Origin of the sequence: Brevibacterium sp. FAM 24630 (genome assembly GCF_049804075.1) — a bacterium.
Taxonomy (GTDB): domain Bacteria; phylum Actinomycetota; class Actinomycetes; order Actinomycetales; family Brevibacteriaceae; genus Brevibacterium.
Map to the genome: position 1 here is coordinate 22,010 of NZ_JBNBZD010000031.1, position 12,074 is coordinate 34,083.

A 12,074-nucleotide genomic window follows, 5' to 3' on the forward strand; every position below is an offset into this window, starting at 1 on the left:
CGTCGGTCACCAGTCCCAGGGGTCGTCGGTGACGGTGATGACGACCTTGTCGTCGACGATCTCAGCCGTGCCGGTGAGGTCGAAGGTCACGGTGTCATCGAAGGGTTCGGACTCGTCGAACATGTCGTAGCTGCCGGTCACAAGCGCCTCACCGGAGGTGTCCGAGGAGATCAGCCACGCAGGTCCGCCGTTCGGACCGGTCGCATCCGCGGGATCCGAATACTGGTCGGCGCCCATGGAGTCATCGGCGACGGTCACCGTCGGATATGACGAGATCGACCACTTGAGGCCGGTGGCATCGTAGCTCTCCGCCAGCGAGGAGCCGAACGGGCACCCGTCAGGCTGCGCGACGGTCTTCTTCGCGCAGCTGTCGATGAGGGTCTTGACCTGCTTGTCGACCTCACTGCGGAACGCGTCCGAGGGGTGGGCGGCGAGCATCGGTGTCTCCTCACCCTCCCTGTCCGCGTCATCACCGAGGAACGCTCGCACCTCGACCTCGTCGGCAGTGATGAGGTCGGACTTCTCAGCCACATCGATCGTGTAGAGACCGGGGAAGGCCGGCAGGGACAGCGTCGACCCGTCGCTGTCGACGTCGATTCCGTTGACCTTGACCTTCTTGAGGCCCGGAGTGTCGACGGTGAGGGTGAGCAGATCCGGGCTCTTGAGCGCCCAGTCGTCGAAGAACAGAGCCTTCTTCCCGGCCCGGTGCAAGGTCAGGGTGCTGTGGCCCTTGGACCCTCCGACGTCATAGGTGACCGCGACCGTCGCCGTGTCGCCTGAGATCTCGGCATCGTCGACGGTGACATCGTCGGGCAGCGCCTTGGATCCGCCGAGCACGTCGTTCGTCAGCAGGGTCCGTGACTCCTGTGGAACATCGACGTCGGCGACCTTGAGAGCCCCTTCGGCGTCGCCGTCGGAGAGTTCCGCGAAGTACTTCTCCACTGTCGCTTCAGGACCGAACATGTGCCCATTGACCTGGGTGACGACGATGAGCGCGGCGACGAGGAGGAGGACGGCCCCTCCGGCCACGACCGATACGAGAGTCGTCTTCTTCTTGTCGAAGGGTCTGGCCGGACCTGCAGGCGGCTGTGCGGCGTACATTCCCTGCGGCACCGGGTGCGACTGCTGCCTGGCCGAACCCTGTGGCGCCGAATAGGCCTGCTGGCCGACCGAACCCTGCGGGTAGGCGTAAGGCTGCTGGTCTGACGGTCTCGGATGCTGCTGCGGGCCGACCGGGGCGGAGAACTGCTGCGGACCCTGCAGGTGGCCCTGCGAGCCGAACGCTTCAGGCGATGCGGGCTGATCCTGATATCCGCCGGGCGCCTGTTGCCCGACTTCGCCGGGTCCGGGGGCGACCGGCGGCGGCGTCGGAGCGGTTGTCTGAGCCAGGTCGGGATGGACGAAGGCGAAACGCGGTTCGCTCATGCCCAGGTGCGGTCCCCAGTGCGGATGCACGGTCCGTCCGGCGGCGATCCGGGCCAGGGCCGGGAAGGTGAGAGCGAGTCGTGGACCGAGGGTGCGGGAGAGCACCTCGATGATCCCACCCCAGACGGCGAAGATGAGGAACGTCCAGGCCAGGGGGCCGATTCCGGCACGGGCAGCACCGGAACCGCCGAAGTACATGGCCGCCTCGGCGGATCCGGACATCGACAGGTGCGCAGGAATCGCCAGCAGCGACAGCAGACCCCACACGAGGCAGAACGCCACCGGCAGCTTCCAGGCACTCGACCACTGCTGCTTGTCCTGCTCGACGACGGTCCAGGCCGGACGTCGGGTGACGGTGGCGACGACCGTCGCGATCAGCACCGCGACCGCAACTACGAGCAGTCCCAGCCACAGCAGGCCGGGAGCGTCGCGGCTGAACAGGGTGAGGCTTTCGCTGAAGGTGTCCGAGTAGACGCCGAAGTCACCTTGGGCGGTGGCGCCGATTCCGCCGAGGTGGGTCAGCGAGGTGAGGAAGAGACCCATGTTGATGAATGTCAGCGGTACCAGCTGGCCCGGCATCTCGACGGACAGCGGCAGGACGAAGAGCGCGACGATCGAGAACACGGCGGTGCAGAGGGCAAGGTGGACCCAGGTCACCAGCAGCGGTGGGACCGCCCAGCGCAGAAACGGTGCGCCGATCGCCTCGGTGCCTTTGAAATGTCCGGCGATCCGGCCGGCGATGCTCGTGATGAGGATGACGAGCAGGGGCAGGAAGAACGACCGGACGGTAACCGCCGAGTAGGAGAAGGTGAGCGCACCGTCTTCTTCGAACGAGGAGAAGCGCGCGGCGAAGATGACCTGGAGGAGGAAGAGCACGAGCGTCATCGCCAGGGTCGAGACCCCGATGCGGATCCACGTGGACACCCGGTTGGGTGCAGGGGAGCGGCGTTCGCTGATCTTCGTCATCGACCACAGCAGGCCGACAATGATGATCGTCACGACCAAGGGCGCCCCGGTCGTGAAGATGCTCAGCTGGGCGTTGAAGCTGTCAGGAGCATTGATATCGAGACGCAGCGCCGCCGAACCGAACAGGGACAGTGCCATGAGGACGAAGGGCAGAGCGTAGCTGAGGCTGTCGAGGTTGAAGCCGGTCTCCTCGGTCAGAGCGCTGAATTCTGACATCGACGTGAGGATGACGGTGAGGATGATGGAGACGATGATGCCGCCGAGGAGGGCGATCCCCGGCGGGATCAGGGCCGTTCTCCACGTGGAACCCTTCGCCAGCGCCGAGGCGAACTTCGACTTCGGGACATGTGCTGGGTAGCCAGGCGGTGCGGGATACGGCACGGGACCGGATTGGTAGGGTCCTTGCTGATAGGGCCCCTGCTGATAGGGGTCTTGCCGATAGGGATCGTGCTGATAGCGACCCGAGCCTTGAGGGTGGGCACCCTGCTGGTGGGGAGCGGACCCTTGAGCCTGCGGCCCACCGGCGTGCGGAGGGGCACCGGGGGCTGGAGGGTACGGTCCGGCTGCTTGCTGATAGGGGTCGACTGTCTGCGGGGAGGCGGGCATCCCGTCTTTCGGCGGCGCCCAGCGAGCAGTCTCTTCGGTGGAATCGGGCCGATCGTCGGCCGTGGGCTCGGGCCCGGGTTCGGGCTCGGGCCCTGGCTCGGGACTCTCCTGGTCCTCGATATCCCGATCCTTCGGATCCTCGGCGGCGGTCGGTGTCGTCTCGTCGGATTCCTCGTCCATACCCAGTCCTCAAGTGCAGTTGCTCGACAGCTCCGCGATGTAGTTCAAACCGAAACAATCAACTGATCAGGTCAAGCATGTGTAGTTCACAACTTATATTAGGCTGTTAATGCAAGAGAAGTTCTCTATCGGGACTTTTTCTGAAATACGGCGTGATCGATCTGGAGTTGCGGATGAGTACGAACCCTCCCGGGCGCGGGGATGAGAACGAATGGGACGTCAACGACCAGTCCGACAGTCAGTGGACGTCGCAGCCCCGTCCCCAGGGGAACACCGGCTGGGGTGCGCCTCCGCAAGGGCAGCCACCCTATCCGCCGCACCCGCCGGCCCAACCCCCTCACCAGCAGAGCGGTCCGGCCCACCCGCAGGCCGGGCCGCAGCATCCGCACGGTCAACAGGCCTACTCGCAGAATCAGTACCCCTATCCGCAGGGACCGGGCCCTTATCAGCAGCCGGCGGCAGCACCGAAGAAGCGCGGGCCAATGATCGCCCTCTTCGCCGTGATCGTCATCGTCCTCGGCGTGGGCATCGGCTGGGGTGCTGCGACGCTGTTCCCACGCGATTCCGATGAACAGTCCACCGTCGCCGCAAGTGAGGAATCGACGGCCGACGAGACCGGCAGTGACGGTTCGGCCAGCGCTGAACCAGAACCCACCGAGGAAGAGACGCAGCTGCCCGACGACCCGAAGAAGGCACTCAAGCAGCTCGCCGATGCGGACGGCAAGGAGGCCACAGACGACCTCAACGGCAAATGGGTGCCCCAGCTGAGCTCGAAGAAGGTCGGGCTCAAAGCCGAAGGCAGAACCTGGGACGAACAGGCGATCCTCGACGAGCATCAAGAGCTGCGTGAGGAGTTTCCTCGCGTCAAACTCGTCTGGAGCGGTGACTTCACAAGCTTCAAGGAAGGCAATTTCTGGGTCACGGTCGTCGGAATCGGCTACAACGACCCTGATGATGCCCTGTCCTGGTGCTCCTCGCACGGACTCGGTCCCGACAGCTGCTACGCCAAGCAGCTGAACACCTCAGGCGGCCACGAAGGCACGACTCGTCTGCAGGACTGACGGTCCACCACTCCCCGAGGCGGCTCAGCCGCGGATTCGCCGCCGGTTATTCACCGCGAACACCGCAATGCCGATGAGCAGCCAGATTCCTCCGATGAGGAGCGCCAGAGGATTCGCGCTCACGAGCACGGCGATGAGCAGTCCGGCACCGATGATCGGAACAACACCGTGTTTGAATCGATCCGGTGCCTCGCTGCCCTGTTTCCTGATGAGGAAGAAGCCGACCACCGAGGCCTGAAGGAGCACGAACGCGCTCAGCGCTCCGACGTTGACGATCGAGGTGAGCTGGTCGAGGCCATCGGCACGGGTCGCCGCCCACCCAGCCACGATGACATTTCCGCCCGCAGCCACGAGGATGCCCTTCCATGGCACACCGGTCCTCGGGGCCACCTCGGCGAGGAATTTCGGGACCTGCCGAGCCCGGCCCATGTCCATGAGGATGCGGGAACCGGCCGCCTGACCGATCATCGCGGAGAACGCCGCGCCGACGGCCTTGGCCAAGGCGAGCAGCCAGTGCAGCCACGGACCGACCGTCGCATCAACCGCGTTGTAGTACGCGGCGCCTTCCAGCGAGGGATCGGCCTGCAGATCCGCCGGTGACAGCGGTGACAGGAGACTGCCCACCCAGGTCTGGGCAACGAAGAGGACTCCCGCCAGGATCAGGCAGATGAGAGTGGCACGTCCGACGATGCGAGGTCCGCCCTTCGCCTCCTCGGAGAAGGTCGCGAGCGAATCGAAGCCGAGATAGGACAGCACCGCCACGGACACGGCCGCGAGCACCGCCGTCATCGAGAAGGCGTCGACCCCGGTCAACGGGGTCAGCCACCCGCGGGTCGGACCATGCGAGACCAGATAGGCGATGCCGAGGACGAGGACCAGCGCGAGGACGGCCACCTCGGCGAGGACGACCCCGGTGATCACGCGCGAGGCGATCTTCACCCCGGCGAGGTTGAGGCCGGTGGTGAGGACGACGGCCACAGCCACGAACACCCAGACGGGCAATGCCGGGAAGATCGAGTTCAGCGCGATTCCGGTGAACAGGTAGGCGACCGAGGGGATGAAGAGATAGTCGAGGAGGATCATCCACCCGGCGATGAAGCCGGCCGGCTTCCCGATGCCCGCCGAGGCGTAGGCGAAGACCGTGCCCGCGCGCGGGACCTCCCGTGACATGCGCATATAGCTGACCGCGGTGAAGGTCATGACGATCGTGGCGACGATGTAGACGAGCGCGACAGCACCTCCTGAGCGGGCGTCGAGGGTGCCGAAGACCCCGACGGCGGCCGCCGGTCCGATGAAGACGAGACCGAAGAAGACGAGTTCGCTCAGTCCGATCGTCCGCCGCAGCTGCCCAGTTTCCATGATTCTCCTCGTATCCGATGCGCCTGGTCAGTATGTCATTTCGCCCGCTGGACCACGTCGGCGGACACCGACTCGAGGGTGGCCAGTGCCGCGGCGATGATCGGCTGCGTGCCAGAGCCGGATCGGATGCCGGTGAGGATCTTTCGCGAGGGGACGGGGTCACCGCGCAGCGGGACCCGCACGACGTCGAATCCGTCGGGCAGCCTGGCCAGGCGCGGGATGAGTGCGACGCCGAGCCCCGCCGAGACCAGGGCCGCGCCGGTCTCCCACTCCCGCGATTGATGGGCGTGATCCGGCTGGAAGCCCGCCGCCGCGCAGGCCGTGCGCACCAAGCGGTGATACGGCGAGCCGGGGCGGTCGAGGATCCACGACTCTTCGGCGGCCTCACTCAGCGGCACCGCTGCTCGGCTCGCCAGGCGATGTCCCGAGGGGACGAGGAGATCGAGCCGATCGCTGAACAGAGCGGACTGTTCGAAGCGAGAGTCACCGCGGGGCGGCAGCGGGTCGGTGGCCACGACGACGGCGACATCGGCATGATCGGCAACGAGCAGATCGAAGCACTCCTGGGGTTCAGCTTCGCTGATCGTCACCTCGGCGCCGGGGAAACGTTCCAGCACCGCCAGGGCGGTCGGAGGCAGCAGGGTCGCCGCGGCAGTGGAGAACCCGCACAGACGCAGCCGCCTGCTCCGCGTGTCGAGCCCGGAATCGAGACCGTCGAGTTCGCCGCGGATCTCCTCCCACCGGGTGAAGAGCTCCTGCGAACGCTCGAGCAGAACCTGGCCGGCGCGGGTGAGGACGAGGCCCCTGCCGCGAGGTTCGACGACGCGTACGCCGAGATCTTTCGACAGGGACTTCAGCTGGTGGGACACGGCCGAGGGCGTGTACCCGAGACGGTGCGCCGCCTCGGTGAGGGTGCCGACTTCGGCGAGGACCCGAAGGACGTGGAGACGTGGATCGATCATGCAATAGTATTGCACGTTTCGGATGAAGAAGATTCGCTTTTCTTCAGCAAACCTCTAGCGGACACTGGGGGCAAGGAGCACAGACTCCGGGGCTGCGGCCGGCGAAGGGGCCGGCAGGAGAAGCGGCCGAGACGATCACGACGAGGTGGTGGACGAATTGACTCTGGCCCCAGAGCAGAAGAGAACCGATTCCGGAGTGAGCGGCCGGGGCATGGCCGCTGGATCGGGCGGGCACGGCAGGACCGACATCGACCGACTCATCGACGAACGCGTACCCGGCTACTCCTTGGCGGCGCCGTTCTACATCAGCCCGGAGTTCTTCGCACGCGACCTCGAGGCGATCTTCGCTTCGACCTGGATCTTCGTCGCCTCGACCGCCGAAGTGCCCGAAGCCGGTGACTACCTCACGATCGACATCGGCACCTACTCGGTCATCGTCATCCGCGATGACGATGAGGAGATCCGCGCCCACCACAATGTCTGCCGTCACCGGGGCACTCGGCTGCTGGGCGACCTGTCCGGTTCGGTGGGCAACATCGTGTGCGGCTACCACCAGTGGACCTACACCCCGGCAGGCGAGCTCATCTCCGCGGGCGTCCAGGCTCCTGGTTTCGATCGGACGTGCTTCTCGCTGCGCTCGGTGAACGTCCGCGTCATCGGCGGGCTGATCTTCATCTGCCTCAGCCCCACCCCTCCCGATGACATCGACGAGGTGGCCAATGTCATCGAACCCTATCTGGCAGGGCATGACATCGCCGGGACGAAGGTGGCCGCGCAGAGCGACCTCATCGAGGACTCGAACTGGAAGCTGGTCATGGAGAACAACCGCGAGTGCTACCACTGCGAAGCCGGTCACCCGGAGCTGACCTGCACATTCTTTCCCACCTACGGCTACGAACCCGAGGAGATTCCCAAGCGTCTGCAGCCGGCCTACCAGCGCTACCTCGATGCCGAGGAGCAGCTGCGTGCCAACTGCGATCGCAATGGCCTGCCCTATGCTCTCGTCGAGCAACTGAGCGGACGGCCGACGGGCTTCCGGATCGAACGGGCCGCTCTCGACGGGTTGGGCGAGTCGTACACGATGGACGGTTCGGCCGCCTCGGCGAAACTATTGGGTGACCTCGACACCTTCGTCCTCGGTCGGGCCTCGCTGCACGTGCAGCCGAACATGTGGTTCCACGCGATGGGCGACCATGTGGTGACGTTCAGCCTGCTGCCGCTGGCCGAGGACAAGACGCTGGTGCGCACGACCTGGCTCGTCCATGCCGATGCGGAAGAAGGCGTCGACTACGATCTCGACAACCTCACGAAGGTGTGGATCAAGACAAACGAACAGGACGCGACCTTCTGCGAACGCGGGCATCTGGGAATCTCGTCGCCGGCGTATGAACCCGGCCCGTACGCACCGACCGAATCGCAGGTGGATGACTTCGTCACCTGGTACATCGAACGACTCAAGGTGCATAAGGAGCTCAAGGCGCACAAGGAGAAGGGGGCGCAGCGATGAGGTACCGTCACTCGACGCTTGCCTCCAGGCTCGTCGACGCAGCATCTGCGGCGGTCACTTCGGCAGGGGGTCCGGTGGCAGAATCACCGGCAGGCAAGGCGACCTTCCGTGTGCCCGCGAGGACCGGGCGGGCATGGGCCGACTGGCCCGTGCAGGCGGGACTGGCCGCTCCGGCGGTCCCGCCTGCCCAGATCGGCCAGCTGGCCGTCGTGGCGGAGCCGCTCGATCCGGAACTGCTCACTGGACCCGTCGAGGTCACCGGCATCACTCAGGTCACCCATGACGTGAAGACCTTCGAGCTGCGGGCGGGGTGGATGTCCGCTGTCGACTTCGCCCCCGGTCAGTACGTGACGATGCGCTTCCCCGAGCTCGGATGTGAGCGCTGCTATTCGATCTCCTCGGCACCCTTCGGCACGAACATCTTCACCATCACGGTCAAGCGCGTGCCCGGGGGAGTGGTCTCGACTTACCTGCACGATTCGGTCCGAGTCGGTGACCGGGTCCACGTCGACGGTCCCTATGGACTCTTCAGCACAAGCTTCCACCCGGCAGCGCGTCACCTGTTCCTCTCCGCGGGCTCCGGGATCACCCCGATCATGTCGATGGTGCGCAGCCTGCTGGCCCGCCAGGGAGGGTTCGGCACCGACATCGTCTTCGTCCACAGTGCCTCGACGCCGGCCGACATCATCTTCCGTGCCGAACTCGAACAGCTCGCCGAGGTCGCCGGGGTCAGCGTGACCATCCTCTGCTCCCGGGACGCAGGGACGGAGACGTGGACGGGGCGCCGTGGTCGGATCGATGCGGCCGCCCTCGCAGAGGTCGTCCCCGACGCGGCCGAGCGTGAGACCTTCGTCTGCGGCCCAGGTCCGTACATGGACGCGGTGCGTCCCCTCCTCGCCGAGGCGGGAGTGCTGCAGGCTCGGACGCATGAGGAGTCGTTCGTCTTCGCCACCTCACCGGCCGATCGTTTGGCCGGGGCCGAAGCGAGGGCGAGGGCCGCGGGAGCCGGGGCCGGTGCATGCGGGGCCACCGGTGTGAGCCATGCGATCGAATTCGCGGCCTCCGGGCGCGTAGTCGACTGCGATGAGTCCACGACCGTCCTTGACTCCGCTTTGGGCGCCGGACTGTCGGTGCCCTCATCCTGCTCGGAAGGCGCCTGCGGAACCTGCAAGTCCGTGCTGGTCAGCGGTGAGGTCGAGATGAATCACGCCGGAGGGATCCGCCCCAAGGAGATCGCGGCCGGAAAGTTCCTGCCCTGCTGTTCGACTCCCTTGACCGACCTCGTCGTCGAGAGGTGAGTGGGTCCGTCGCTCAGTGCTTGAGCTTCGTCTCCTTGGGCCGTAGGTGCCGCGCACATAGGGTCGGAAGCCGACGACGTCCTTGCTCACCCCGTACAGCGCCTTCTGGTAGGTGACGGGGACGATGGGGGCGTCGTCGGCGACCTGCTGCTGGATCTTCGCGTACAGCGCGTTCTTCGATCCATCGCCGCGGCAGGCGCATACGCGGAGAGTGCTGGTGTCGGTAGTGGGTTCGACGGTGATGGAGTGGAGCGTGCCGCTTCGGCATCGACAGAGCGCTGCAAGGGTCGGCAGGGTGTCGATCTTGCTGAGGTCGCTTACGTTGAGGTTCGCTGTATTCGGGCGCGCACTGACTGTGCACTAACGGTGACGCACCATATCGTCAGTCAACGACGAAGTTGCTCAGTCCGGCGAGTTTGAGGATGAACGGTGCGATCGACATCAATACTAGGAGCGAAGAGACGACCCAGAGCCACACCATTTTCGTTCTGTGCGTCCTGACGCTCGTGCTCAAAGCGAACAATGGGCTAAGCAGCGGAAGGCCATAAAAGATAGGAGTCAGCAAGAAAGCGAGAACGAGGAAGCCAATGAATTTCCACTCTGACGCCGACATGAATCGCTCACGCTGTTCGGTCGCCATGTCTTTCACCTGCATCCGTCTCGTCCTGACTGCCTCCAAAAGTGATTCAATCTTAGCCGCCGACCTGCCATGAGCCTTCTGAGTGGCAAGTGTGGTACCCAGTCTTACCTTTATATTTCTTCACCCAAGCCTGAGAACCGTTCCAGTATGTTCTGCCAGCATGCTTCTCGTAATTGGAGCCACCCCAGTAGGCATGCTTCCATTTCCGGCTCTTGATCTTTCCAGCTTTGGCCGCTTCGACGACTTGAGCAGTTTCGTGCTTGCTCATGTCTTGGGTAGCAGCGAGTGCTTTGGCCTCTCCGACGTCGACTGTCTCAGTAGATCCTTCTTCGACGGTCACATTCCCTTTACAGATCTCGAGGTCGTCAGCACTCGCCTCTTGCCCGACCTTCTCGTAAGCCTGCTTGACTTCTTTCATGCAGGATTTGTCAACGAAGCTCGTGCTAGAAACCTTGTGCAAAGTGGTAGGCACATCTGCTTGCGCTGAGGTCGAGATGAAGCATGCCGGAGGGATCCGCCCCAAGGAGATCGCGGCCGGAAAGTTCCTGCCCTGCTGTTCGACCTCCTTGACTGAGCTCGTCGTCGAGCGGTGATCGACGTCGCCAATTGATATGTGCCCATGCAAGATGCCGGACCCGCAGTCGGGAGATGCCGGGCACGGCGGCTGCATCGACGGTAAGGTTGCTGACGATCGAGATCTTTGGTCAGAAGAGCGGCTTCTGCAGCCTGCGGATACGCGAACGTGGGCGATGAGTCCGTGACGACGGCGGCCAGCTTCAACTGAGGGTGAGGGTGATATGTCGAAGCCATATGCACTGGCTGGTCTCATATTCGGTTTGGCAGTGTTTTCAGGAATCTTCATACTTCTGTTGCCCGGTCTGTTCGACAATGCTTCTTCTGGACGAGTCTGGGTCACCTGGGTGATATTCGGCATTGCCGTGACGTTCGGGTCAGGATTGGTCTTGGCACGGCGGCGGTTCGAATAACTCGGTCAGCGATTCTGCAACGGGTCAAGCAGGCATTGTTTTGGGTACGCCATCGGACGATTCGAGATTCATGGCTCGGAGAGCGGACTCCATGCTGAGCCGCAGTGTGCTCAACAGCGCCAATTCGCAACACTCCGCTTCTCAACAAGTAGGGCATGGAGAGACAGCCGGGAATCGAGTATCTCTGGAATCTGGAGGCGGCTGTCTCAGCTTTAGAGAATTGATGTTTTGAGCGCAGAGGGCGCGAGGAGATTCAGATCGGGGCGCTGGATGTTCTCAACTTCGAATCGACGAAGTAGTCCAGGACGGCTCACCGCAGCACGAACCCGGGCACGAGGTCATCGAGCGGGTCGATCTCCTCGAGCACTCTCGCCCGAAAACGCGTGCCGACGATCGACTCATGAACCAGCGTCTGCCCGGGTCGAAGCTCACCGGTGGCATGGAGAGCGGCCAATCGAGCCGCTGTTCCCGAACCGCACGGGGAGCGGTCCACCTGACCATCGGCGAAGATCGTGACATTGCGCTGGTGCAGCGCCCCGTCGGGCACGGTCCCGAATCGGTCGACGAAGATCGTGCCGTAGACGCCGGAGAGGCGATCGTCGTCCGGATGCACGGTCTGCGGGCGACCGGCCAGACCCGCCTTGCTCTCACGGCCGAGCCCGATGAGCGCGGTGAGATTCTCCGACAGAATCACGCCACCGCTCCCGTCGCCTGTTCCGCTGTCATCTGAGTCTCCCGGTGGCGCCATACCGAGCTGCGCGCCGTCAACGAGGGCATAGATCGCCCCACCCCAGGCGAGGTCGACGCTCACCGGTCCTCGGCTCGTGGGAACCGAAATGTCCGTGCCGATGAGCCTGCTGGGCACATTGACGAAATCCATCGCGGCGGCCCGTCCCTTGCCGTCCGTGTGCACATGAGCCTGCACCCTCCCCGAGGGCACATCAATCGTCACTGTCGTAGCCTTGATCCACCGATGTAAGTAGCCGGATCAAGCCGTTCGTGGAATGGAAATGCCCCTCCTGAGCTGGGAAAATGGTGATGTTCTAAGTCAACATTCCCGGCCAAGAAAGGGGCACCTCTCAGG

At 64.3% G+C, this 12,074-nt stretch carries 9 protein-coding genes and 1 pseudogene; 4 read left to right on the forward strand and 6 right to left on the reverse strand.

Annotated features, from left to right (window positions below):
• Positions 1-6: 6 nt before the first annotated feature.
• Positions 7-3,177, reverse strand: a complete 3,171-nt coding sequence (locus ACPUD7_RS16500; RefSeq protein ID WP_425120518.1) for a hypothetical protein — start codon at positions 3,175-3,177, stop codon at positions 7-9.
• 173 nt (positions 3,178-3,350) lie between these two features.
• Here ACPUD7_RS16500 and ACPUD7_RS16505 point away from each other — a divergent pair, with 173 nt between their 5' ends.
• Positions 3,351-4,238, forward strand: coding sequence for a hypothetical protein (locus ACPUD7_RS16505; RefSeq protein WP_425120519.1), 888 nt, complete (start codon positions 3,351-3,353; stop codon positions 4,236-4,238).
• Between the two features lie 24 nt (positions 4,239-4,262).
• On the opposite strand, the gene ACPUD7_RS16510 is transcribed toward ACPUD7_RS16505, so the two are convergent.
• Together ACPUD7_RS16510 and ACPUD7_RS16515 are read right to left on the reverse strand one after the other, a co-directional pair.
• Entirely contained in the window at positions 4,263-5,597 is a 1,335-nt protein-coding gene (locus ACPUD7_RS16510) for an APC family permease (protein WP_425120520.1), read from the reverse strand.
• A 35-nt stretch (positions 5,598-5,632) separates the two neighbouring features.
• Positions 5,633-6,559, reverse strand: coding sequence for a LysR family transcriptional regulator (locus tag ACPUD7_RS16515; RefSeq protein ID WP_425120521.1), 927 nt, complete (start codon positions 6,557-6,559; stop codon positions 5,633-5,635).
• A gap of 157 nt (positions 6,560-6,716) precedes the next feature.
• On the opposite strand from ACPUD7_RS16515, the gene ACPUD7_RS16520 reads away from it, so the two are divergent.
• Complete coding sequence (locus ACPUD7_RS16520) at positions 6,717-8,066, forward strand: aromatic ring-hydroxylating oxygenase subunit alpha (RefSeq protein ID WP_425120522.1); 1,350 nt, start codon at positions 6,717-6,719, stop codon at positions 8,064-8,066.
• 74 nt (positions 8,067-8,140) lie between these two features.
• Complete coding sequence (locus ACPUD7_RS16525) at positions 8,141-9,364, forward strand: FAD-binding oxidoreductase (RefSeq protein WP_425120523.1); 1,224 nt, start codon at positions 8,141-8,143, stop codon at positions 9,362-9,364.
• 382 nt (positions 9,365-9,746) lie between these two features.
• Here ACPUD7_RS16525 and ACPUD7_RS16530 read toward each other — a convergent pair whose 3' ends face one another.
• Together ACPUD7_RS16530 and ACPUD7_RS16535 are read right to left on the reverse strand one after the other, a co-directional pair.
• A complete protein-coding gene (locus tag ACPUD7_RS16530; RefSeq protein WP_425120524.1) occupies positions 9,747-10,004 on the reverse strand; it encodes a hypothetical protein in 258 nt (85 codons plus the stop codon).
• Positions 10,005-10,056: 52 nt separating this feature from the next.
• Positions 10,057-10,422: a hypothetical protein gene (locus tag ACPUD7_RS16535; protein WP_135537768.1), complete on the reverse strand. Its 366-nt coding sequence runs from the start codon at positions 10,420-10,422 to the stop codon at positions 10,057-10,059.
• A gap of 37 nt (positions 10,423-10,459) precedes the next feature.
• On the opposite strand from ACPUD7_RS16535, the pseudogene ACPUD7_RS16540 reads away from it, so the two are divergent.
• Positions 10,460-10,597, forward strand: a pseudogene (locus ACPUD7_RS16540) (hybrid-cluster NAD(P)-dependent oxidoreductase); the annotation flags it as partial.
• 703 nt (positions 10,598-11,300) lie between these two features.
• On the opposite strand, the gene ACPUD7_RS16545 reads toward ACPUD7_RS16540, so the two are convergent.
• The gene (locus ACPUD7_RS16545) at positions 11,301-11,942 is read right to left on the reverse strand and encodes a proline racemase family protein (protein ID WP_425120525.1); all 642 of its coding nucleotides are present in this window, start codon (positions 11,940-11,942) and stop codon (positions 11,301-11,303) included.
• Positions 11,943-12,074 lie beyond the last annotated feature (132 nt).

Excerpts from the sequence above, each read along its gene's own strand:
- ACPUD7_RS16500 (WP_425120518.1), bottom strand. The coding sequence starts at position 3,177 with ATGGACGAGGAATCCGACGAGACGACACCGACCGCCGCCGAGGATCCG.
- ACPUD7_RS16505 (WP_425120519.1), top strand. The coding sequence starts at position 3,351 with ATGAGTACGAACCCTCCCGGGCGCGGGGATGAGAACGAATGGGACGTC.
- ACPUD7_RS16510 (WP_425120520.1), bottom strand. The coding sequence starts at position 5,597 with ATGGAAACTGGGCAGCTGCGGCGGACGATCGGACTGAGCGAACTCGTC.
- ACPUD7_RS16515 (WP_425120521.1), bottom strand. The coding sequence starts at position 6,559 with ATGATCGATCCACGTCTCCACGTCCTTCGGGTCCTCGCCGAAGTCGGC.
- ACPUD7_RS16530 (WP_425120524.1), bottom strand. The coding sequence starts at position 10,004 with ATGGCGACCGAACAGCGTGAGCGATTCATGTCGGCGTCAGAGTGGAAA.
- ACPUD7_RS16535 (WP_135537768.1), bottom strand. The coding sequence starts at position 10,422 with ATGAAAGAAGTCAAGCAGGCTTACGAGAAGGTCGGGCAAGAGGCGAGT.